General features: G+C 64.6%; 16 protein-coding genes, 1 tRNA gene and 1 pseudogene. 5 read left to right on the forward strand and 13 right to left on the reverse strand.

Going from position 1 to position 23,656, the window contains the following annotated elements; genetic code table 11:
- The 4 genes from ACK5L9_RS09520 to ACK5L9_RS09535 all read right to left on the reverse strand — a co-directional run.
- Positions 1–1,255: oligopeptide/dipeptide ABC transporter ATP-binding protein (locus ACK5L9_RS09520; protein ID WP_416911225.1), on the reverse strand; the 1,255-nt coding region annotated here is incomplete at its 3' end.
- Between the two features lie 60 nt (positions 1,256–1,315).
- Positions 1,316–3,040 carry an ABC transporter substrate-binding protein gene (locus tag ACK5L9_RS09525; protein WP_416911226.1) on the reverse strand — a complete coding sequence of 575 codons (1,725 nt, stop codon included), beginning with the start codon at positions 3,038–3,040 and terminating at the stop codon, positions 1,316–1,318.
- Positions 3,041–3,076: 36 nt separating this feature from the next.
- The gene (locus tag ACK5L9_RS09530) at positions 3,077–4,105 is read right to left on the reverse strand and encodes a trans-3-hydroxy-L-proline dehydratase (RefSeq protein WP_416911227.1); all 1,029 of its coding nucleotides are present in this window, start codon (positions 4,103–4,105) and stop codon (positions 3,077–3,079) included.
- A 495-nt stretch (positions 4,106–4,600) separates the two neighbouring features.
- A complete protein-coding gene (locus tag ACK5L9_RS09535; RefSeq protein WP_416911228.1) occupies positions 4,601–8,026 on the reverse strand; it encodes an indolepyruvate ferredoxin oxidoreductase family protein in 3,426 nt (1,141 codons plus the stop codon).
- Between the two features lie 126 nt (positions 8,027–8,152).
- Between ACK5L9_RS09535 and ACK5L9_RS09540 the strand changes: the two genes are divergently transcribed.
- On the forward strand, positions 8,153–8,596 hold the full coding sequence (locus tag ACK5L9_RS09540) for an Lrp/AsnC family transcriptional regulator (RefSeq protein ID WP_416911229.1): 444 nt from the start codon (positions 8,153–8,155) through the stop codon (positions 8,594–8,596).
- Positions 8,597–9,577: 981 nt separating this feature from the next.
- On the opposite strand, the gene ACK5L9_RS09545 is transcribed toward ACK5L9_RS09540, so the two are convergent.
- The 9 genes from ACK5L9_RS09545 to ACK5L9_RS09585 all read right to left on the reverse strand — a co-directional run bounded on the left by ACK5L9_RS09545 (position 9,578) and on the right by ACK5L9_RS09585 (position 20,161).
- A complete protein-coding gene (locus ACK5L9_RS09545; protein WP_416911230.1) occupies positions 9,578–10,594 on the reverse strand; it encodes a TAXI family TRAP transporter solute-binding subunit in 1,017 nt (338 codons plus the stop codon).
- A gap of 31 nt (positions 10,595–10,625) precedes the next feature.
- Entirely contained in the window at positions 10,626–12,197 is a 1,572-nt protein-coding gene (locus tag ACK5L9_RS09550) for a tannase/feruloyl esterase family alpha/beta hydrolase (protein ID WP_416911231.1), read from the reverse strand.
- 42 nt (positions 12,198–12,239) lie between these two features.
- Entirely contained in the window at positions 12,240–13,769 is a 1,530-nt protein-coding gene (locus tag ACK5L9_RS09555; protein WP_416911232.1) for a tannase/feruloyl esterase family alpha/beta hydrolase, read from the reverse strand.
- Positions 13,770–13,783: 14 nt separating this feature from the next.
- Positions 13,784–15,076 carry a TRAP transporter large permease gene (locus tag ACK5L9_RS09560; protein WP_416911233.1) on the reverse strand — a complete coding sequence of 431 codons (1,293 nt, stop codon included), beginning with the start codon at positions 15,074–15,076 and terminating at the stop codon, positions 13,784–13,786.
- Positions 15,069–15,587 carry a TRAP transporter small permease gene (locus tag ACK5L9_RS09565; RefSeq protein ID WP_416911234.1) on the reverse strand — a complete coding sequence of 173 codons (519 nt, stop codon included), beginning with the start codon at positions 15,585–15,587 and terminating at the stop codon, positions 15,069–15,071. Before ACK5L9_RS09565 ends, ACK5L9_RS09560 begins: the two co-directional genes overlap by 8 nt.
- Before the next feature lie 63 nt (positions 15,588–15,650).
- A complete protein-coding gene (locus ACK5L9_RS09570) occupies positions 15,651–16,673 on the reverse strand; it encodes a TRAP transporter substrate-binding protein (RefSeq protein WP_416911235.1) in 1,023 nt (340 codons plus the stop codon).
- Positions 16,674–16,741: 68 nt separating this feature from the next.
- The gene (locus ACK5L9_RS09575; protein WP_416911236.1) at positions 16,742–17,644 is read right to left on the reverse strand and encodes an SDR family NAD(P)-dependent oxidoreductase; all 903 of its coding nucleotides are present in this window, start codon (positions 17,642–17,644) and stop codon (positions 16,742–16,744) included.
- 1 nt (position 17,645) lies between these two features.
- Entirely contained in the window at positions 17,646–18,464 is an 819-nt protein-coding gene (locus ACK5L9_RS09580) for an enoyl-CoA hydratase/isomerase family protein (RefSeq protein WP_416911237.1), read from the reverse strand.
- The gene (locus tag ACK5L9_RS09585; protein WP_416911238.1) at positions 18,461–20,161 is read right to left on the reverse strand and encodes an AMP-binding protein; all 1,701 of its coding nucleotides are present in this window, start codon (positions 20,159–20,161) and stop codon (positions 18,461–18,463) included. The genes ACK5L9_RS09580 and ACK5L9_RS09585 overlap by 4 nt, the downstream gene beginning before the upstream one ends.
- Positions 20,162–20,309: 148 nt before the next feature.
- On the opposite strand from ACK5L9_RS09585, the gene ACK5L9_RS09590 reads away from it, so the two are divergent.
- The 4 genes and pseudogenes from ACK5L9_RS09590 to ACK5L9_RS09605 all read left to right on the forward strand — a co-directional run.
- The gene (locus ACK5L9_RS09590) at positions 20,310–20,798 is read left to right on the forward strand and encodes a MarR family winged helix-turn-helix transcriptional regulator (protein ID WP_416911239.1); all 489 of its coding nucleotides are present in this window, start codon (positions 20,310–20,312) and stop codon (positions 20,796–20,798) included.
- 211 nt (positions 20,799–21,009) lie between these two features.
- Complete coding sequence (locus ACK5L9_RS09595) at positions 21,010–21,966, forward strand: DMT family transporter (RefSeq protein WP_416911240.1); 957 nt, start codon at positions 21,010–21,012, stop codon at positions 21,964–21,966.
- A gap of 45 nt (positions 21,967–22,011) precedes the next feature.
- A tRNA-Pro gene (locus ACK5L9_RS09600) sits at positions 22,012–22,088 on the forward strand.
- 458 nt (positions 22,089–22,546) lie between these two features.
- Positions 22,547–23,656, forward strand: a pseudogene (locus tag ACK5L9_RS09605) (hypothetical protein); the annotation flags it as partial.

A 23,656-nucleotide genomic window follows, 5' to 3' on the forward strand; every position in this document is an offset into this window, starting at 1 on the left:
CCAGCCCGCCCAGATCCTGCCCCAGCAACGCGACCTTGCCCCGCGTCGCGGGCGTCAGCCCGGCGATGACCCGCGCCAGCGTCGATTTCCCGCAGCCGCTTTCGCCGACCAGCCCGACCGTCTCGCCTCGCGTGACGGTCAGGTCGATGCCCTTGAGGACGTTCAGGCTTTGCGCCTTGCCCAGAAAGCTTTCGACCCGATAGGTCAGATGCACATCGCGTATCTCGACCACGGTTTCGGCAGCGGCGGTCCCGGTCGGCATCGTCCTGGGTGCCTGCCGCGCAGCGGCGGGGATGGGCGCGCTGTTTTCCAGCCAGCACAGCGCTTGCACTCCGTCGTCAAAGATCCGCAGCGGCGGGCGCGCCTCGTCGCATTGCGCCATGGCCGAGGCGCAGCGCGGTGCGAATACGCAGCCCCTTGGCGTGGCCAACAGGCTGGGCGGACGGCCGGGGATCGAGGCAATGTCGCTGCCCGGCGCATGGTTCGAGGGCGCCGACATCAGCAGCCCCGCCGTATAGGGATGGGCGGGCGCGTGAAACAGGCTGCGGCCGGGCCCCATCTCCATCCGCGTGCCGCCATACATGACCATCACGTCATCGGCGACGCTGGACAGCAGCCCAAGGTCATGCGTGATCAGGATGATCGTCGTGCCGAATTCGCGCCGCATTTCGTCCAGCAGCGCGACGATCTGTTCCTGCACGGTCACATCCAGCGCGGTCGTGGGTTCATCCGCGATGATCAGCGCCGGTTTCAGGATCAGCGCCATGGCGATCATCACGCGCTGGCGCATGCCGCCGGAAAACTGATGCGGATAATCGTCATAGCGCGCCGCCGGATCGGGGATGCCAACCTTGCCCAGCATTTCGATCACGCGGGCGCGGGCTGCGGCCTTGCCGGTTTTCTCATGCGTATGGATTACCTCGGCGATCTGGTCGCCGATCTTGTAATAGGGATGCAGGCTGGACAGCGGATCCTGAAAGATCATGCCGATCTGCCCGCCCCGCAGGGACCGCAATTCGTTGCGCGGCATGCCGATCAGGTCGCGCCCCCCGAACAGCACCTGCCCGGTGATTTCGGCATTGGGCAACAGGCCCATGATCGCCTGAGTCAGCACGCTTTTACCCGAACCGGATTCCCCGGCGATGCCAAAGATCCGGCCCGCGCCGACCGAGAAAGAGATATTCCTGACCGCATGCACCACCCCGTCCTCGGTCGGGATTTCGACACGGATATTCCTGGCTTCCAGAACCGGCATGACACCCCCCTGATGCTGGGCCGTGTCCCCGCTGGGGACGCGGCCTGTTGTCATGCACGATCAGCGATCGACCCAGATATTCGTCCAGTCGCCTTCGACCCCAAGCGCATAGGGCAGATAGTTCTGCACCGCCTCGCCGTGATAACGCGGGTTCTTGTTGGCGATCAGCGGCACCACCGGTGCATCGGCCATCACCATCTCATCGACCTGACCCCACAGCGCGGCGGTCTCGTCCGAGCTTGCGGCATTGATCGCCTGTGCGGCGATCTCATTCGCGGCGGGATTGTCGTAATCGGTGTAGTTATAGGTCTGATGCGTGCCGTCAAAGGTGAATTGCGGCTGAAACACCGAACGCGCGGCGCCGCCGACCCAGTCGGGTGTCCAGCCCACCGGCGCAATGTCCCAGATGCCGTCACGGGTATTCGCCGGATTGGTCATGAACTTGGAATAATAATCCGCCGCCGTCACCGGGGTCAGTTCCAGTTTGATCCCGGCGCGGGCGAGGCTGGCTTGCAGGGTCTGGGCGGTCGCGACCTCAAGATCCTTGTTGCGATAGGGCATCTTCAGCGTCAGCCCGTCGGGAAAGCCCGCCTCGGCCAGCAGCGCCTTTGCCTTGTCGGGATCGCCCTTGTCCTCGGGCGTCGGATACAGGCTGAAGGGGTGATAGCCCAGAACCCCGATGCCGAAGATGCCGTTCACCGGCTCGGCCACGGTCGGGCCACCCCATTGCTGGACGATGGCCGCCTTGTCCACGGCATAGTTCAGTGCCTGCCGCACCCGCAGATCCTTCAGTGCGCCGCCATTATTGTCGGATACGGTGTTGATCACCAGAAAATTCGTGTTCCCCGCCGACATCGAGACCAGCTTTTCATCGCCGGTCGTGGTCAGCATCGCCAGAATCGCTGGCGGGATGTTGATGTCATAGGCCAGATCGGCATCGCCCGACTGAAGCTGCTGCATGATCCCGTCGGCCTGCATGCCCAGCACCATCTCGATCTCATCGACATAGGCGGAGCGCAGCGGGTCGCTGTCGGCGTTCCAGGACGGGTTACGGACCAGCCGGATCAACGTGTCGGGCACGTATTCGCCGATGGTATAGGGGCCGCTGGCGATGAAATTCGCGCGATATTCAGGGCTGTCGGGCAGATAGTCCAGAATCTCGACCGGGGCCGCCGCGCTGTTGGCCAGAGACAGCATATAGATGAAATCGCCGGCTTTTTCCTTCAGGTGGAACACCACGGTTTCCGGGTCAGGGGTGTCCACGCCGGGGACGTCATTGCCCTCGATATAGGTCTTGATCGCCCCGGCGGTCGGCTCGACCCCGGCAAGACCATCGCAGAACTCGGCCAGCCCGTCGATCAGATTGGTGTAATAGCTGAGTGTGAAGGTCGGCAGGACCGGGTTGCACATCCGCTTGATGCCGCGCTCGACATCCTCTGACGTGATCTGGCGCGCGCCAGATGGCGCATCCCATGTCGCGCCCTGCCGCAGCGTGAATGTATAGGTCAGCCCGTCATCGGTCGGGGCGGGCACCTCGGTCGCCAGATCGCCGGCCGGCTTCAGCGCGATGGCGGGATCGTCCGATGCTTCATAGCTGACCAACTGGCGCGAGACGGCCCGCATGAAATTGTTGGTGTTCACCATTCCGGCGGTGGTCGGGTCCAGGTGATCGGGCTCTCCGGTCGCCAGGATGCGCAGGACGCCGCCGGGGATCGGGTCGTCGGCAAGGCCGGGCGTCGCCAGCGTCAGGGCCAGGATCCCGGCCGTGATTGCGGATCTGTTCATTATTAACCTCCGTGTTGAACTGTTGTTATCGGGGTCTCAGCGCACCCCCCAGGTGTCGTTGATCCGGTAGCCGCCGGGCCAGGGATCCGTCGGGTCCAGTAAATGCTGATGGATGCCGGTAATCCATGCGCTGCCGGTGATTTCCGGCAGAATGGCATCGCGGCCCGCGACCTGCGTGCGGCCCACGATCCGGCCCGAGAAGGTCGATCCGATGATCGAACGCAGCGTCAGCGACTGCCCCTCGCCGATCTGCCCCCGCGCCGCCATCACCGCCAGCCGCGCCGAGACGGCGGTGCCGGTGGGCGAGCGGTCGATCTTGCCCGGCTGGATGGCTACGGCAGAGGCGCTGTCCCAGCCCTCGGGCGTGCGGGTCAGCGGACCAGCGAAGGCGCAGAACGAGATATGATCCCAGTCGGGCCGCTCGGGATGGGCAAAGCCCAGTTGCGCATTCGCCGCCGCCGTGATCCGCGTGCCCAGCCGGGCAATATCGGCGGCCTCGTCCTCGCGGATCGACAGACCCAGCCCCTCGGCCTGAACGATCACGAAACTGTCGCCGCCAAAGGCCGTGTCCACCGTCATCGTGCCGATCCCCTCGACCTCCAGCGGGACGGACAGGCGGTCGGCGAAACTGGGCAGGTTGCGCACATGGATCCGCTCGGCCTTGCCGTCGCGGCACTCGGCCCGCACCCGCACCAGCCCGCCAGGTGCCTCAAGCACCAGCTCGGTCACGGGTTCGCGCATCGCCACCAGCCCGGTTTCCAGCAACACCGTCGATACGCAGATCGAGTTCGATCCGGACATCGGCGGCGTGTCCTCGGGTTCCATGATGATGAAGGCCGCGTCCGCCTCGGGATGTTTGGGCGGCACCAGCAGGTTGACATGCCGGAACACCCCGCCGCGAGGTTCGTTCAGCACGAAATTCCGCAAGCTGCCGTCGCGGGCGATAAAGGCCCGCTGATCCCAAATGGTTGCACCCGGCGGTGGCGCGACCCCGCCGACGATGACATCCCCGACCTCACCCGCCGCATGGCAGGAAATGACATGAATGGTCTTGACGCTGCGCATGGTCCCGGCCCCCCCCGCTTGACGAATCCCCAGCCTGTCGCTTTTAAAAATACAGTATGTATACTAAGCCGGACATTCAACAGGAATCTTCGCGGCACGCAAGTAACGCAGCGTAGCACCCGCCAACGATCCGTCACGCGCTTGCCAGAGGCCCGATGACACACCACCCAGGCACCAGACCGGGCAGACGCCGCTTTGGCGGAAAGGGGGGGTGCGGGCCGGGCAAAGCCCGACCCGCGTGCTGCCGCCCGGGCCGGGGGCGCGCCGTCGGCGCGCGCTCCGGTCTGCGGGTGGCAAGCCGCGCACCCGGCACCACCCCTCACCAACAGGCACAATACCCGCCGCAGGCTTTGGCTGGGGGTCCGGGGGGCGCAGCTCCCCCGGCCACCGCGGGACGCAAATCAGCAACGGTCCGGTTACACCCGAAAGTCCCGGCAACACGCGAGATCGGTCTGCCCCACGGCGCGGAAACGGTCCCGATCCTTCGGCCTTAAGTCACCGCCGGGAAGACACGCTTGCGGAGGCGATGCGGGCGACCTCTTTGCGGACCCGGTCGGCGGCCTTGTGGCGCACGGGACCATAGCCGCGAATCTCCATCGGCGCGCTCAGCAGCGTCATGACCGAGGCGGGGTCCAGCGTCGCCGCGCCCTGTTCCACATGGTCCAGCACAGCCTCGAACCACACCAGCAGATCGCGGTCCAGCCTGCGATCAACGGTTCCGGCGAAGATGTCCCATCTTGTACCGCGCAGGTGACGCATCCAGGCCAGCAGCTTCATCCCCCGCCTCATCCACGGCCCGAAGCGGCGTTTGACGGGGCGGCCCCGCGCGTCCCTGCGAGAGGGCAGCAGGGGCGGTGCCAGGTGATAGGCGATCCGGTAATCGCCTTCGAATTGCCGCGCGACGCTGTCGGCAAAGCCCGGATCGGCATAAAGCCGCGCGACCTCGTATTCATCCTTACAGGCCATCAGCCGGAACAGCGATTTCGCCGCCGCCGTCACCGCGTCCTCGGGCAGCACCGCGCGCAGCCGGGCGATACGGTTGGTAAAGCGGCGGGCATAGGCGGCATTCTGGTAATCGGTCAGGAAGGCCGCCCGCTGATCGATCAACTCGTCCAGCGAGGGTGCGGACGCGGGCTTGTCCGCCAGCCAGGGAGCCAGCGCCTCGGGCTTGGCGGCCATGACCCGGCCCAGATCAAAGGCCTTGGCGTTGCTGTCCACCGCCACGCCGTTCAGCAGCACCGCCTGTTTCAGCGCCAGCTCGCTGACCGGCACCATGCCGCGCTGGAAGGCCGCGCCCAGCAGCATCATGTTGGCAAAGACCGCATCACCCATAAGGCGCTCTGCCACCCGGTTGGCGTCAAACCCGGTCACGGAGGCATCGCCCACCGTCTGCCGGATCAGCGCCTCGCGCGCGGCAATCCGCAGATCGGCATCGCGGTGCAGCACCAGATCGCCGGTCGGCATTGCAGCCCGGTTCAGCACCACCTGCGTGCCGGGGCGATAATGGATCGAGGCCTTGGGCGAGGAACAGACCACCGCGTCGCAACCGATCACCGCATCCGCGTGGCCATGTTCGATCCGCACCTGATGAATCGCGCCCGGTGTCAGGCCGATGCGGACATAGCCCAGAACCGTGCCGAATTTTTGCGCAAAGCCGGTGAAATCCAGCACGCTTGAACCCTTGCCCTCCAGATGTGCGGCCATGGTGATCAGCGCGCTGATGGTGACGACGCCGGTGCCGCCGACGCCGGCAACCAGAAGATCGAAGGGCTGCGACAGATCGGCCATGTCGGGGTTCGGCAAGCCCGCGCGCAGCGCCTGAAGATCCAGCCCGGCGGGTTCCGGCTTTCGCCGCCGACCGCCCTCAATGGTGACAAAGCTGGGGCAAAACCCGTTCAGGCACGAGAAATCCTTGTTGCAACCGGACAGGTTGATCCTGCGCTTGCGGCCAAAGGGGGTTTCGACGGGTTCAACCGACAGGCAGTTCGATTCGATGGAACAATCCCCGCAGCCCTCGCAGATCAGTTCGTTGATAAGGGCGAATTTTGGCGGGTCGTCCATCTTTCCGCGCTTGCGGCGGCGGCGCTTTTCGGTGGCGCAGGTCTGTTCATAGATCAGGACCGAGACACCCGCGACCTCTCGCAACTCGCGCTGGACGCTGTCCAGTTCGGAGCGGTCATGCAGCGTCGTGCCGGGGGGGAAATAGCCCATGTCGAATTTCCGGGGATTATCGCTGACCAGCGCGATCCGCGCCACGCCCTCGGCCCGGCAGGCCTGTGCGATTCCCGCGACGCTGACCGGCCCGTCCACCGGCTGCCCGCCGGTCATCGCCACCGCGTCGTTATACAGGATCTTGTAGGTCAGATTGGCGCGCGCTGCCACAGCCTGCCGGATCGCCAGCGAGCCAGAGTGATACCATGTCCCGTCGCCAAGGTTCTGAAACATGTGCTTGCCGCCGTTCCAGTGCTGCGCGACCGCCTGCGTCACCCCTTCGCCGCCCATCTGTGCGAAACCGACCGTGTCGCGATCCATCCATCCGGCCATGACATGACAACCGATCCCGCTGGCCGCCATGCTGCCTTGGGGCAGGCGGGTCGAGGTGTTATGCGGGCAGCCCGAACAGAAATAGGGCGTCCGCGTCGCGCCCGGCACGTGAAGGACGGGCGCGGGGGCTTCGGCCAGTTGCGCGGCGCGCCGGTCCAGCCCCTCGGCGGGAAAGAAACCATGCAGCCGCCCGGCCAGGACCGGGACCAGCATCAAGGGTGTCATCTCGCCCGTCCAGGGCAACAGAGGCTCGCCCGCCGCGCGATGCTTGCCGACCATCTTTTTTGGCTTTGCGCCAGGCCAGTCATAGAAATATTCCTTGAACTGGCTTTCGATGATGCCGCGCTTTTCCTCGATCACCAGCACCTCTTCCTTGCCGGTGACAAAGGCCAGCGCATCGCGGCGTGCCAGGGGCCAGACCATGCCGACCTTGTAGATGTCGATGCCAAGACGACGGCAGGCGGCCTCGTCCAGACCCAGAAGGCGCAGCGCCTCAAGCGTGTCCAGATACGCCTTGCCCGTGGTGACGATACCGAAACGCGCGCCCGGCAGGTCATAGATGCGCCGGTCGATCGGGTTCGCCTCAGCAAAGGCCTCGACGGCGCGCAGCTTGTGTTCGATCCGGGTCTCGATTTCCGGGCTGGGCAGGTCGGACAGCCGCACATGCAGCCCGCCGGGCGGGCCGGTGAAATCTGGCTGCACGAACAGGCGGTCGGCAGGCAGCTCAAGCGACTGCCCGGCCTCGACCGTTTCCGAAATGGCCTTGAAGCCAACCCATGTGCCCGAAAACCGCGACAGCGCGAATCCGTATTCGCCGAATTCCAGATATTCGCGGATGGTCGAGGGATTCAGCACAGGCATGAACCACGCCATGAAAGCCACATCCGACTGATGCGGCATCGAGGATGACACGCAGCCATGATCGTCGCCCGCCACGACCAGAACCCCGCCTTTTGGCGCGCTGCCATAGGCATTGCCGTGCTTTAGCGCGTCGCCGGACCGGTCCACCCCCGGCCCCTTGCCGTACCACATCGAAAACACGCCTTCGACCTGGCAATCCGCGTCAAGCGAGGCTTTTTGTGCCCCCATGACGGCCGTTGCGCCCAGATCCTCGTTCACGGCGGGCATGAACTCGATCCGGTCGGTGGCCAGACGGTCGCCGATCCGCCACAATTCCTGATCCACCGCCCCAAGCGGCGATCCGCGATAGCCCGAGATGAACCCGGCGGTGTTCAGCCCCGCATCCCGGTCGCGCCGCGCCTGATCCAGCATGATCCGCACCAGCGCCTGCGTGCCGGTCAGGAACACCCGTCCCGTGCTGCTGTCATAGCGGTCGTTCAGACGATAGGTGTCGAATTTCGGGTCGTGATGGGTCATCGCGCGTCCTCGGTCAGCCAGTCCTGTCATTCTATCGCGACGGGCATGAAAAAATTGACCAAATTTGCGAAAAAATGATAGCTTTTTGGAGGATTTATCCGAATTTTAGCAGATTTATGAAAAACAATGCCAATACCCGATGATCTGGACCGCCGAATCCTTGCCGCCCTGCGCGAGGACAGCCGCATCTCGAATGCCGATCTGGCGCAGCGGATGGGTCTGTCGGCCTCGTCCTGCTGGCGGCGGGTGCGCGCGCTGGAGGAAACCGGGGCGATCCGGCGCTATACGGTCGATCTGGACGATGCGGCGATGGGGATGGGCTTCAAGGCCATCGTCCATGTCCACCTGACCCGCCACGACCACACGCTGACCACCGACTTCATCCGTCTGGTCCGCCTGAAGGACGAGGTGCGCGCCTGCTATGCCACCACAGGCGCGGCGGATTATCACCTGCATGTGGTCTGCCGCGACCTCGATGCCTATAACCGCTTCCTTGAGGAATTTCTGTTCACCATCCCCGCCGTCGCCAGCGCCCAGACCAACCTGATCCTGCGGGCGGTCAAGGACTGACGCCGGGACAGGGTTATTATTGCGCCGTTACAGCGTCGGGTCGGCGGTCAGAGTAACGGAAAAGGGGGGCGGCGCGGGCAAAGCCCGCGCCGTCGCTGCCGCCCGGCCGGAGGCGCGCTTCGCGCGCAGTCAGTCTGCGGATGCCGAGGTTGACGACGCCCCCCATCGCAGCCCCGGCAAAGCCCTCAACCCGCCTGCCGGCCATCGCCCGGCAACACGCAAGGCACAAACGCGACATTCCCCCCCGGCGCGGTCAGTTCCCATCAATCCGCGCCGCAGGCCATGGCCGGGGGTCCGGGGGATGCAATCCCCCCGGCCACCGCGGGACGCAAAATTCGCAGCGGTTAAGTTCCGCAAACCTTCCCGATTACGCAGGCCAGCGCCCAGACCAACCTGATCCTGCGGGCGGTCAATGACTGACGCGGGAACAGGGCTATTGTTGCGCCGGTACAGCGTTGGGCCGCAGGTCAGAGTAACGGAAAGGGGGTGCGGCGCGGGCAAAGCCCGCGCCGTCGCTGCCGCCCGGCCGGAGGCGCGCTTCGCGCGCAGTCAGTCTGCGGATGCCGAGGTTGACGACGCCCCCCATCGCAGCCCCGGCAAAGCCCTCAACCCGCCTGCCGGCCATCGCCCGGCAACACGCAAGGCACAAACGCGACATTCCCCCCGGGCGCGGTCAGTTCCCATCAATCCGCGCCGCAGGCCATGGCCGGGGGTCCGAGGGATGCAATCCCCCCGGCCACCGCGGGACGCAAACCAGCAGCGGTGAAGTTCCGCAAACCTTCCCGATAACGCACGCCAGCGGTGTACAGCCTGTGCACATCCGGTGCCGCCCCTGTGTGCGCCCTGTGCAGCCCCAAACCCTGCATTTGCTGGGCATATTGCACCCCGGCGGCACTCCTGTTGCGCACAGGGCCAAAGCAACGCACGCTCCGGGTCCGCCATCCGCGCGACAGATGCCCGCCCGCGCGGGTTGCTGCGGGTTCAGCCCGCCGGGCGCAGATCGTCAGGCACCGCCAGCCCGATCTCGTCGTAATAGCGCAGCGCGCCCGGATGCAGCGGCATGTTCAGGTCGCGCAGCGCGTTCTCGATGGTGACGTTCCGCATCCACGGCCCCCCGGCATTGCCTGCGGCAATCGCCTCCCAGAAGGTTCTGGTCAGCGTGTAGATCAGATCTGCGGAAACATCCTTGTTCGTGCCAAGCCCGCCATAAGAGGCGACGACCAGAATGTCGTCGTCATTGACCTGCGCATCGCCATAGGTTCCCGCCGGGATGGTCGCGGTCGCGCCTCCGGGGCGGGTGATCAGTTCCTGAATGCCGGGCTGTTCCAGATCGGCACTCGACAGCCCGATCAGCCGGATCTTGCGCGACAGGGCCAGTTGTTCGATCACGGGCGAGGGTGGCAGCGTCGGGTTGGCATAGACGTCCAGCCTGCCGTCCTGAAACGCCTGCAGCCCGGCATCCCAGCCGACCGACACGGCCTCGTAATCCACGCCGTCCTGCATGCCGGTCGCCGCTGTGATCATGCGTTTCATCGTGACCGGCGCGCTGCCGCCGGGGGGGCCGACAAAGATCTTTCTTCCCCGGAGATCGGCGAAAGAGGTGATGCCATCCTCGGCCCGGCTGACGACGTGATAATAGCCGATGGGAAAAGCAAAGACGGATCGCAGGTTTTTCGCCAGTTCAGGGGCATTCTTCACCGGCTTGAACATGGCGGTGCCGTCCATCATGTATTGATGCACGACGGGTGCCAGCATGAAGAAATCCAGTTTGCCCTGCGCCGCCTGAACCGCATGGGCCGAGGCCGCGCCCGTCGCGTTGACCTGGATCGTCACGTCGGCATCGCTTTTGTTCGCGATCTGCGCGAAGGTGTTCATCACCATATAGGGCGAGGATCCCGGCCCCAGGGTCGCCATCTTCAGAAACTCTCCGGCTGTCGCGCCTGCCGTCATCGCGGCCGTCGCGGCAAAGGCCATCAGGGCCGTGCGTCTTGTCAGCATCTTCAACTCCTCCCATGTCATCGCAACACTATCAGTTCCCGCAGAGGAACCCCGCCCCGTCCGGTGCCGGGCGGGCATAAGCGGGGTGGTGGCACAGCGGGCGGTCCCCCGAGGCATCGCCACCGGGGACCGAGGCGGCCAGCATGTCGGGGGTCTTGCCCTCTTCCACCCATTCGACGATCGGGGTCAGCGCGTCAAAGCTGATCGCACCGTCCCCGCCTGCGCAGTGATGCATGCCGGGCACCAGAAACAGCCGCGAAAATTCGTCCGCCGCAGCCGTGCCCCCATTGTCCTGCTGGAAGATCTGGAACCATTTCAGGAAATGCAGCACCGAAAAGGCCGGGTCGGCATTGCCGTGCCACCACAGGATCTTGCCTCCGTTCGCGCGGAACGCGTCGTAATCGGTGCTGGTCGCGGCAAAGACCGGCGCATTGGCCATCAGGAATTCGCGGTCGTTGATGTCAAAGCTCAGCGCGTCGAAATCCGGACGCGGCGGGGTCGATCCGACCGTGCGCATCCAGCCCTGCGAAAAGCTGAAGCCCCGTGCATTGGCCTCGGGGCCGTCAGCATCCCCCAGCATCCATGCGCGCATCCCCGAGGCACCGTCCATATTGGCCAGTGGCCAGCCGGTATACAGCAATCGCCCGGTCCCGTCCGCCGGGCCTTGCCGGATTTTCTTCAGGGCCGTGACCTGCGCCGCGCTCAGGCATTGCGGGCCGGGTTCCGCGCCGTCCCGGCATTCCAGCGTGCCGGGGTCGAAATCGCATTGCTGCGGCAGAAAGACATTGCCGTCCTGGGCCCCGTCCAGCGCGTCGCAGGCGGCGATTGCGGCGTCCGAGACCAGCGCAAGCTGTTCGTCCGAAAAGGCGCGGGCGACGATGGGCTGGCCTGCCTCGTTCACCGGCGCAGCCTCCATCAGCGCGCGGGTGTTCCAGTTCCAGGCGATGATCGAGGGGGTCAGGTCAAAGGCGGGCGCGCCCGAAACGATGCCGTCAAATTCGCCGGGCATGCGGATCGCGGCAACCATCCCTTGCCGCCCGCCATTCGAACAGCCCATGAAATAGGAACGATCCGGACCGCGCCCATAGAACCGGGCCAGCAAATCCTTGGCCCGCGCCGTCACCAGCCGGACCGAGTTGTAACCGTTATCCGACCGTGCCTTCATGTCGATGCCGAACCAGCCATCGGTGGCGGAATTGCCGGTATGGCCCGCATCGGTCGAGACCACGGCGAAACCGCGCCCAAGCGCCGTGTCCTCGGGTTTGGAACGGTCGATCGCGCCGGTCGCGGGGCGAACGGTGCCGTCCCAGCCTCCGCCGCCCTGAAACAGGAACCGGCCCGACCAGTCCTCGGGCAAGCGCAATTCGAACCCCGTGCCATAGGTTCGCCCGCCCGCGCCGACGCGCGGTTCGATCACGCCCTGCACAAGGCAATAGGCGGGCAGGCCGTCAGCGGCGGGCACGGGTTCGGCACGGCTGACGATGGTGTCAAAGGCCGCAACGCCCGCAAGGGCCGTGCAGCCTTTGCCGTCCTGCGCCATGGTTGTCGTTCCCAGAAGGGCGGGCAGAAGCGCGGCGAGGGCGTGTTTCGGTGCGATGGTCATCCTTGTTCCTCCTTACGTGCAAGCGCGAATGCCGGGGCCGGATCAGTTTCCGCAGACAAATCCCGCGCCGTCGGGGCCGGGCCGGGCATATGCCGGGAAATCGCATAGCGGGCGCTGCGTTCCGTCACCGGTCGAGGCCATGATTTCCGCCGGCGCAATACCGCTTTCGACCCAGTCAACCATCGGTTTCAGGACATCGAAGCTGATCAGCCCGGCACCTCCGGCGCAGTGATGCAGGCCGGGCACCAGATATGCCCTTGAAAAGTCGTGATAGTCCGGATTGTCTGCGCGAAAGCTTTGCAGCCAACGGACGAAATCCCGGACCGAGAATGCCGGATCAGCATTGCCATGAACCCACACGATCTTGCCGCCCGCATTGGCAAAGGGCTGATAATCAGTCCCTGACGCGTCGGCCTGCGGCTTAAGGGCCAGCAGCCAGCCCCGGTCGGCGTGGGTGAAATTCTCGACCGTCATGTCCTTGCGCGGTTTGTCGGGGATGGTTTGCAGCCAGTTGCTGACGAACTGATAGGCGCGTGAATTGGGCTTTGGCCCCTCGGAATCGCCGATCAGCCAGGCGCGGATCCCGGTCTTGCCGTCGATGTTGAACAAAGGCCAGCCCTCGTAGATCGCGGTGCCGTTGTCATCCAGCGGCCCGGATTGAAGGTTCTTCAGCGCCGTGACCTGCGCCCCGCTCAGGCATTGCCCGCTTTCGCCGTCGGCGCATTGCAGGGCCACAGGGTCAAAGCGGCATTCCACCGGGCGAAAGACCAGCCCGTCCTCGGCCCCGTCGCCGGCATCGCAGGCCGCCACGGCGGCATCGGAAATCATCTGAAGCTCGTCATCCGAAAAGGCATGCGCGGCGATGCCGTCGGGTGCGGCGGCGGCAAGCGACGTGACGGCCCAGTGCCAGCCCAGAATCCGGGGGGTGACGGTAAAGGCCGGAGCGACCGAGACGATGCCGTCGAAGGCATCGGGCATCACATGCGCCGCCATCATCGCCTGCCGCCCGCCATTCGAGCAGCCCATGAAATAACTGTGATCCGGCGGCTTGCCGTAAAAGCGTTGCATCAGGTCGCGGCTTCGTTCGGTCACAAGCCGGACCGAGTTATAGGCGTGATCCTCGTTCGCCTTTGCGTCGATCCGATACCAGGCATCGGTGGGCGAATCGGCGGTATGGCCGCTGTCTGTTGATGCGACGGCAAAACCCCGGCCAAGGGCGGTGTCAGCGGGGCGCGAGCGGTCGATCACGCCGACTGCCGGACGGACCAGCCCGTCATTGCCGCCTCCTCCCTGCATCAGGAACCGACCGGTCCAGTCCATTGGCATCCGCAGTTCGAACCCGGTACCGAAGGCGCGGCCCTGCGCCCCGATCCGCGGCTCGATCACGCCCTGAACAAGGCAATGCGCGGGCTGGCCATTGGCGGCGGGTACCGGTTCGGCGCGGCTGACGATGGTGTCGAAAGCCGCGACACCGGCAAGGGCCGCGCAGGCCTTGCTGTCCTGTGCCATGGCGGGGGTTCCCGCAAGCATCGGCAGGATTGCGGCAAGGGTACAGGCGCGGGTCATGATCATGGGCTTTTCTCCGGTCAGTGCATTGTCCGTGGCAGCCACAGGGTGATCGCCGGTATCGCGACAAGGATGATCAGGCGCAGGATGTCGGCCAGCACGAAGGGCATGACCCCGCGAAAGATCGTGACCAGCCGCGTGTCGCGGATCACCGCGTTGATCACAAAGACATTCATGCCGATGGGCGGGGTGATCAGGCCCAGTTCGACGGTCATGACCACGATGATGCCGAACCAGATCGGGTCAAAGCCAAGGGCCGTGATCACCGGAAAGACGATAGGCACCAGCAGGATGATCATCGCCATCGCATCCAGAATGCAGCCCATGGCCAGAAAGAACAGCAGGATCAGCGCCAGTGTCGGATAGGCACCCAGTTCCAGCCCGGTCAGCCAGTTGGTGATCTTTTGCGGAGTCTGGGTGATTGCCAGGAAATAGCTGAACAGCATCGCCCCGATCAGGATCGTATAGATGGCCACCGCTGTCCGCAGAGCCTCGACCAGCGAGGCTCGCAGCTCTTGCAGGCCAAGGCGGCCCCGCAGCACACCGATAAGGCCGGTCAGGAACGCGCCCGCCGCCGCTGCCTCGGTGGGGGTGACGATGCCCGCATAGATGCCGCCGATGATCGCCACGAACAGCAGCAACACCGCCCAGATGCCACGCAGCGCCGCCAGCCGTTCGGCCATGGCCGCCTTGTGGCTGGCCGGATAATCCCGAGCGGCCAGCATCACGACCCCCATGTACATGGCAATTGCCAGCGCCCCCGGTACCACTCCGGCAATGAACAGCGTGCCGACATCCTGTTCGGTGATATAGGCATAGATCGCCAGCACCACGGAAGGCGGGATCAGGATCCCCAGCGTGCCGCCCCCGGCGATGACGCCGGTGGCCAGTTCGTCGCGATAGCCGGCCTTGCGCATCTCGGGCAGGGCGACGCGGCTCATGGTGGCGGCGGTCGCGACCGAGGAACCCGAGATCGCGGCAAAGCCCGAACAGGCCGATATGGTCGCCAGCGCCAGCCCCCCTCGCATATGCCCCAGCCAGGCGCGGCCCGCCGAAAACAGTTCCGACGAAATGCCCGAGCGCGTCGCAAAGACCCCCATCAGGATAAACATCGGGATCAGCGAGGTGTTGTAATCGGTGACGGTCCGCAGGGGCGAGATGGCAAGCTGGTTCAGCGCCGGTTGCCAGCCCGCAATCTGCGCGAAACCCGCGATGCCGACGATGCCCATGGCGATGCCCACGGGAACGCGGATGGCCATCAGACCGAACAGCGCAACAAAGCCTGCGATGGCAACGAGATCGGATTCACTCATAGATCTCTTCCTCGGGGTCCAGGTGATGCAGGGGTTTGCCGGCGATCAGCAGGATCAGCCCGGCCAGCGTCGTCACGACAGCGGCCAGAATGCCCAGCCAGATGCCGCCGATCAGCGGCCATGTCGGCAGGCGCAGGTCAAAGGTCGCCTCGTTCGAGTTCATGGCGCTGACGACCCGGCCGAACAGCTTCCATGCCAGCGCCGCGGTAAAGACCAGCAGCACCGCCTGAGCGGCGATTTCGACCACGCGGCGGGCCGGGGCGGGCAGCACCTCGAACAGCAGATCGACGCAGATATGCCCGCCGCGAAAGCCAAGGACCGCATAGCCCCACGCCACGGCAAGGCCCAGAAGCAGGCGTGATATGTCAAATGCGTCCGGGATCGGGGCCGAGAACAGATAGCGTCCGATGGCCGATGCAAAGACAACCGCCGTCACGACGGCAAGGCACAGCGCGGCGACGGTTTCGACGGCCGCCGCCGTGCGGCGCAGGATGTCGGTTAATGCGGGCATGGCATTCTCCGGTTGCCGGGAACACGGGGCCGCGCCGAAGGCATTGGCGCGGCGGTGATCAGGTCATTCGAACAGCGCGCCCGCAGCCGACATGTGCTGGCGGAAACTGTCCTCGACCGCTGCCGCGTCATGGCCCTTGGCCTCGACCTGGCCGCGCCAGTCCTCCAGCAGCGGCGCGGTCGCCTGTTGCCATGCGGCGATTTCCTCGGGCGTGGGCGCGTGGACCACATGTGACGGATCGGCCAGCGCCTTGTCACGCCCCGAGCGTTCCTGATCGGCCCAACCTGCGGCCACCTTTTCCGCCCATTCCGAGGTGCAATGTGCATCAATCGCCGCACGCTCATCCTCGGGCAGGCCCTCGTAGCGCGCCTTGTTGAAGGCGATCACAAAGGCCGTGGTATAAAGCGGAAAGTCGATATGGTACCTGGTTTCCTTGTCGATCCCGAACAGATAGATGCTGTCCCATGGGAAGGTGATGCCATCCGCCGCGCCGCGCGCGATCACCTCGCGGGCCTCGGGGGCGGGCACCTGCACGCTGGCCCCGCCCAGCAGGGCCACCATCGACCCGATGACCGCCTGCGCGGGGCGGATATTCGTGCCCCTGATATCAGAGGGCAGCTTCATCTGAGCGACCGAATGCAGGGTGCCGGGATCCTGGATGAAGGCCATGCAGACATGCACATCCGCCATCTCTTGCGGGGCATATTGCCGGTACCATGCATCGAAGGCCGCCGATCCGGATTTCGCGTTCGTCACCATGAACGGGTTCTCGACCAGCGAGAATAGCGGAAAGCGACCGGGCTGATAGCCGGGGGTGATAAAGCTGAGATCGGCGATCCCGTCACGGGCCATGTCATAGTGATCCGTGGCCGAGCCAAGCTGCTGCGCCGGGAAAATCTGAAAGGTGATCGCGCCACCCGAGGCTTCGGTGATGGATTTCGTCCAGATGTCGAAGCCAGTGGTGTGCAGCGCATGGCTGGGCGGCAGCCAATGGGCGAACCGCAACGAGGTTTCCGCCTGTGCGGCCCCGGCCCCGATGACGCAGCCCAGCAGGGCCGCCGCGAAGGCAATCTTCGTGGGTCTCATGAAAGTACTTCCTCCCTAAAAATGGCACGGTCTCGGGCGCGCCGTTCAAATCGTGACCTGTTCCGGCGTCAGATATCCAGCTTTAGTCCGGCATCCTGTCGGTGTTCGTCGAAGGTGTCGTCCCATGCGCGGGCGATGGCATCGGCGCTCCAGCCGCCCTCTGCCTGCCGGACGGCGATTTCCTGCGGATGAGACCACAGGGCCAGCCGGTCTCCGCCGATGCCGATACACTGGCCCGACACGCCGTGCCCCCGGTCCGAGGCCAGCCACACGGCCAGCGGGGCCACATCTTCGGGTCGTCCCAGACCAAGATCGTGACGCAGATGATGCGGAACCGGCTGGCCTGCGTCAACCGCCGCCACGGCGTCGGCCAAGCCCGGAATCGTGGCAACCATGCGGGTCAGGGCGGTGGGAACAATGGCGTTCACGCTGACATTCGCGCGCGCCAGTTCCATCGACCATGTCCGCGCCAGCGCCGCGACACCCGCCTTGGCCGAGGCATAGGCCGTCTGGCCGACATTACCGCGCTGCCCGGCGGGCGATGACATCAGGATGATCGAACCGCCATGCCCCGCCTCGCGGAAATGCCTCGCCGCCGCGCGACCGCAGGTAAAGGCACCGCGCAGATGGGTGCGGATCACCAGATCGAAATCTTCGTCCGTGGCCTTCCACAGGATCCCGTCGCGCAGCACGCCCGCATTGGCGCAAAAGCTGTCCAGCCTGCCGAATTGCGACAAGGCCGTATCCACGCAAAGCTGCGCCGCCTCGTTCTCGCCAATGGCAGCGATCACTGTCGCGGCGCGCCCGCCGGCATCGCGGATTGCCGTGGCGATTCCTTCGGCCTCGGCGGCATCCACATCGTTGACGACCACCGCCGCCCCCGCCGCCGCCATGGCCCGCGCAATCGCCGCGCCGATGCCGCGGGCGGCACCGGTCACAACCACAACCTTTCCCTGCAATGAAATCGTCATTCTATCGTCCCGTAAACATGGCGGGGCGTTTCTCGATGAAGGCGCGCGGCCCCTCGCGCGCGTCGTCCGAGGCCATCACCCGCGCCTTGGCCTCATCTTCCAGCCTGTAACCTTCCCGCAGCGTCCGCCCGCTGGACGCCAGCACCGTGCGCTTGACCTCTTGCACGGCAAAGGGGCCGTTCGCGGCAATCTGGCGGGCGACGGTCCATGCAGTGTCCATCAGATCGGTCAGGGGCACCACGCGGTTGATCAGCCCCGCCTCGCGCGCCGCCGCCGCCGTCATGGGCTGGCCGACCAGCAGCATCTCCATCGCCAGGCAATGGGGGATCTGCCGGGGCAGCCGTGCCAGCGCACCCGCAAAGGGGATCAGCCCACGCCTTACCTCGGGCAGGGCGAAGGTGGCGTGATCGGCGGCGATGCGGATATCGGTGGCCAGCACCGTCTCCATGCCGCCGGCCATGCAATGTCCGTTGATTGCCGCGATGACCGGCTTGTGCAGTTCGAAATCCCGCAGGGCCGAGCGCGCCATCACCTCGGGGTCGGACAAAAGCCGCCGGTCCCATTCGGTTTCAGGCGCGCGTGCGCCGGTCATCAGCGGCAGGGTCAACGCCAGATCGCCGCCGCTGCAAAACGCCTTGTCGCCAGCCCCGGTCAGGATCGCCACCCGCAGACGGGGATCATTGGCGAAATCCACCAACGCGTCGGCAAGGCGGCAGGCAAGTTCGGGACTGATCGCGTTGCGCGCCTGTGGCCGGTTAAAGGTCAGCAGCGCCACGCCTTCGGATTTCTCATAGGTCAGAGGCAGGTCGTCGCGGCTCATGCGCTGCCCCCTTGCCGGACCAGATCCGCCGCCATCTTGCGCAGCGCGAATTTCTGGACCTTGCCGTTGGGCGTCATCGGGAAATGATCGACGATCCGGACATGGCGCGGCATCTTGTGCCGGGCCAGATGTGCGCGGCAATGATCCTGTACCTCTTGCGGGGTAATCAAGGCACCGCGCGCCGGCAGGACAAAGGCGAAAATTTCTTCGCCCAGATCGGGATCGGGAATGCCCACGACCTGCACCTGAGCAATGGCGGGGTGATCCAGCAGGAAATCCTCGATCTCGACGGGAAAGACATTTTCGCCGCCGCGAATGATCATGTCCTTCAGCCGCCCGACGATGCGCAAATGGCCGGTCTTTTCCAGAACGGCCAGATCGCCGCTGTGCAGCCAGCCTTCGGGATCGATCGTCTCGGCGGTTTTGTCTGCCATGTCGAAATAACCCCTGGTGACAAGATACCCCCGGATGCACAATTCACCCTTCTCGCCCCAGCCGCAGGGCTTGCCGGTTTCCGGGTCCGCGATGCGCAACGCAGTATGCGGCAGCGGAGTTCCGGCGGTCGCGATGCGCGTCGCGAACGGATCGCCGGGGTCGGTCTGGGTGATGATCGGGCTGCATTCGGTCATGCCCATGATGATCATCGGCTCTGCCCCGGTCTGTTCGTTCAGTTCCCGCATCAGGCTGGGGGGAATCGAGGTGCCCCCGGCAAAGGCGATCCGCAGACTGCCGGTGCGCCGCGCTGCGAAGTCGGGGTGGTGCATCATGCGGCTGTACATGGTCGGCACGGCGTTGATGACGGTGGCCGCGTGTTCCTCCCACAGGTTCAGCATTGCGGCGGGCTCGAACGCATCCATCGCGACAAGGCAGCCGCCCGCCGCCATCATCCCGATCACATTGCAGACGCAGCCCGCCGTGTGAAAGAACGGCATCGCGCTAAGCAGCACGTCATCCTCGCGGAAGCCCGCGCGCTGGCCCATCAGCCGGGCATTGTTGACCGTACCGTAATGGGTCAGCATCGCCCCCTTGGGACGCCCTGTCGTGCCGCTGGTATACTGGATCTGCATGACATCGCGCGGCCGCACCGCCGCCTGCCGCTGCGCCAGCGTTTCGGACGTGACGCTGTCAGCCATGTCGTCCAGCCGCGCAAAGGGCAGCGCCAGCCCGGCGGCCTCTTGCCCGATCACCGCCAGTCCCCGCAGATGCGGATAAGCGGCGGCAGAGACCTGCCCGCCGGACCCCGCGACTTCGGGGATCATCGCGGCCAGCATTGCGGCAATATCCACCTTGCGATAGGCCGGAACAAAGATGAGATGACTGATCTTGCCCTGTTTCAGCAGGTATTCCAGTTCCCGGTCGTGAAAGGCCGGATTGACCGTGACCAGAACCGCCCCGACCTTTGCCAGCGCAAATTCCAGCAACAGCCATTCGGGCAGATTCGGTGCCATGACCGCCACATGAGCACCTTGTTCGATGCCCCATGCGATCAGCCCGCGCGCCAGCCGGTCAACCGAAGCCAGTAATTCGCCGTAAGTCCAGCGCGTCGCCTGCGCCGTTCCGGTCTCGACCACAACCGCCGCCAGCCGTTCGGGATGACGCAGCGCCTGTCTGTCCAGCAACTGCCCCAGCGTGATGTCCAGCAATGGCTGATCTTGCCCGGTTTCAGGCCAATATGCATCCTCGCGTGAAGTGATCACGACGCCTCCCCCTCTTGCCTGTCTCCGGTCTTGCCCGCCGCGCCGGGACAGGGCAGATTACGTTCCATCCCGGACTGTTCGAGTTCGATTGGTTCGACTTCGAACGGTACGGGTTTCGAACCATAAGTCAAGAAAAATGGTGGGCGCGATGCGGGATGACGAGGTGACAGGCGAAAGCGAGGCGGCAGGCAGCGTGCTGTCCGCGCTCGCGCTTGATCGCTCGATTGGCTATAAATTGCGTCTGGCCCAGATACTTGCCTATCGCAACTTCGAGGAAACGCTGACCGGCTATGGCGCCGCGCCGCGCTATCTGGGTTTGCTGGGAATCGTCGCCGAAAATCCGGGGCAGGCGCAAAACCGGCTGGCCGAAGCGGTGGGACTGCAAAAATCCAGCCTCGTGACGATTCTCGACCGGCTGGAAAAGGACGGCATTCTGGAACGCAAGGCGTCGCCTCATGATCGTCGTTCCAAGGCGGTCTGGCTTACCCCGCAAGGTGCGGGGATCGTCGCGGAACTGTTCGGGCTTGCGCGCGAACACGAGGCCCGCATGGCGCAGGGTATCGACCCTGCACGGCTGGATGACCTGCTGACCGCGCTGGATGTCATGATCGCAAACCTGCGCAAGCAGCCGGATTGACACGATAAGGCACCCGGCCATCCCTGCAACGGCAATCTGGCCCGAACCCCGGCTGCACGCAGAAACGATCTGGCGCGGATCGCGGGCAAGACTGTTTACAGCCATATAACACAATCACAGGTTGCTGAATTTCAACATTGTGCATCTGCGGCATCTTGACATTGGCCGCAGCATTCCCTGTGTTAGCGTCGAACAACTCGCCGAGGACAAGATGGGCGCAGACAATATCCGCGGGGCCTTGCTGGCTTTGGCGGCGATGGGAATTTATGCGACGCATGACGTGGTCATCAAGACATTGGGCGCGGTCTATCCTTCGCTGCAGATCCTGTTCTTCGCCTCGCTGATGTCCTTTCCGCTGGTGTCGATGGTGCTGATGCAGGACCGGACACCCGGCACGCTGTGGCCGGTCAATCCGGGCTGGGTGGCGCTGCGTACGGTATGCAGCGTGCTGGCCGGGGTAGGGGGGTTCTATGCCTTTTCGACCCTGCCGCTGACACAGGTCTACGCGATCCTTTTCGCCGCGCCGCTGCTGGTGACGATCCTGTCGATCCCAATCCTGGGCGAACGCGTCGGTCTGCACCGCTGGAGCGCGGTGATCGCCGGTCTGATCGGCGTGCTGATCGTGCTGCGCCCCGGCGGGCGCGAATTGTCCACCGGCCATCTGGCCGCGCTGATGGTGGCCTTCGCCAGCGCAACCGCCGCCGTCGTCGTGCGCAAACTGGGCCGCAGTGAAAGGCCGATGGTGCTGCTGCTGTGGCCGATGCTGGGTAATTTTGTCGTGACCGGTGCGTCGCTCGGGCTGGAATACCGCCCGATGGAGCTGCAGCATCTGGCGCTGGCAGGCGTGATCGCCGCACTTGGCCTGACCGGAGGCTTTCTGCTGATCAAGGCCTATCGCGAGGGCGAGGCGGCGATCGTCGCCCCGATGCAATATTCGCAAATCCTCTGGGCGACGGGCTATGGCTGGTTCCTGTTCGGCGAGACGGTGGACATGCCCACGCTGATCGGCGCGTCGGTGATCATCGTCTCGGGTCTCTACATCGTCTGGCGCGAAGGCCGCGGCGGCAATTCCGCCCATCGCCCCGTGTTGGAGGCCAGACTGCGCCCCGAAACGGTGACCACCCCGAAAACGACGATCCTGCAAAGATTGTTGTCCCCACGCTCATGAGGGCTTGCATTCCCCCGCCACCCGCGCTACCTGCCCGCCTACGGTCGGAGCGTAGCGCAGCCTGGTAGCGCACCTGCTTCGGGAGCAGGGGGTCGGAGGTTCGAATCCTCTCGCTCCGACCAGTTTCCCGTTATGGCGTTTCAGGAAGGTTTGCCTTTTGTTTCGCTGAGGCTGCCTGCCGCTCGGGGGCGCACGCCCATTCGCCCGAGCTTGCGTCGCCATGCCCTCAGGTCGTTGCTGGGCGGCCATCAACCTCTACAGAAGGCTCACGAGCGCAGCCGAGATCGGCCCAAGGCTGCCCTTCACAGGTGGCGCGGTGCCGCAGCGTAGCTTCACCGAACCGGAAGTTCGCCGGGCCTAGAAGCCTCAGGCATTATGCGACATCATTGAACCGTGGTTTCGGGTGGGGGATGACCGCTCGGACGAGGGAGCGCTCCGCGGACTTTCGGCGATGGCTTCTGTTCTTGCTAAAATGCCTATGTGAATCGGACGGTTCTCGTGATTCTCAGAACCTCACATGGGTTCTTGAGTAATCTATCTGCACACCCAAATTGACAGAGTGGATTGCGGGGACAAGAACATGATAACGGAAACGAATATTCGGCAATGGGCAGATCGCATTGAAGCGCGTTCCCTGCTGCCTGTACTTGTTCGTCGCCTGATCCGTGAAACCACTCCGGGTCTGAAGTCGCTTCGCTTTCCCGGCAATGATGCAATCGCCCTCCACGGCGTTGATGGTGAGGCAGTGAGTGAGACCTCAACCCCGTGGGTGCCGGCTGGAAAGTCGCTATGGGAAATGGGCTGCGATCAATCTCCCTCCACAAAGGCTAACGCCGATTATGACAAGAGGGTCAAAGAATTCGATGCCGAAATCCGGAAGGATACAGCATTTGCCTTTGTAACCCCAAGACGTTGGGCTAGCAAAGAGGAATGGCTGACTGAGCGCCGTGCAAGCGGGGACTGGGCAGAAGTCCATGCTTGGGACGCGGTGGATATCGAAACATGGCTGGAAGAGGCTCCCGGCACACGCATCTGGCTGGCAGAACGGCTTGGATTGAGCCATCCCGGATTAATTTCCCCTGAAGACTGGTACAGGGGCTGGGCGAGCGCGTCGACCCCTAGCATACCGGCCAGATTGGTGGCGGATCGAAGAGGCGGTAAGAGCGAGACGTACCAGAATATGCTCCGAAATGGTGATCGGACAATTCCTATTATCGCGGATAGTCGACAGGAAGCAGTGGCCTTTTCCATTGCGGCTCTGATAGAGGCCGATGCCCATGATCTTCTAGACCGGATGGTGGTTGTGACTTCATCCGATGCGGTGCCAGGTGCTGGGACGGGCCTAAAACCGATCCTTATACTCGATCTTCCCCAAGACCTAGAGCCTGCGCTCGGCGATCGCAATCGTTTCCAGATAATTCGTCCTATGTCGAAAGGTCAGCTAGCCACGCGTGAGCAGCTTGAACTGCCGCATGTTGGGGCAGAAACATTCCGGGAATCCCTCGAAGAAGCGGGGCTTTCGCGAGATGAAGCGCAGCGTCGAGCGCTGGAGGTTGGACATTCGGTCACAGTGCTGCGCAGACGCCTGTCAGATGACCCCGCCGTACGTAGCCCCTCATGGGCACGGAACACGGCCACAGCAAGGCAGCTGATCCCGCATGCGTTGGCAGGAGGATGGATACAGGGCGAA

It is taken from the genome of Paracoccus sp. (in: a-proteobacteria) (assembly GCF_047973135.1).
GTDB lineage: Bacteria > Pseudomonadota > Alphaproteobacteria > Rhodobacterales > Rhodobacteraceae > Paracoccus.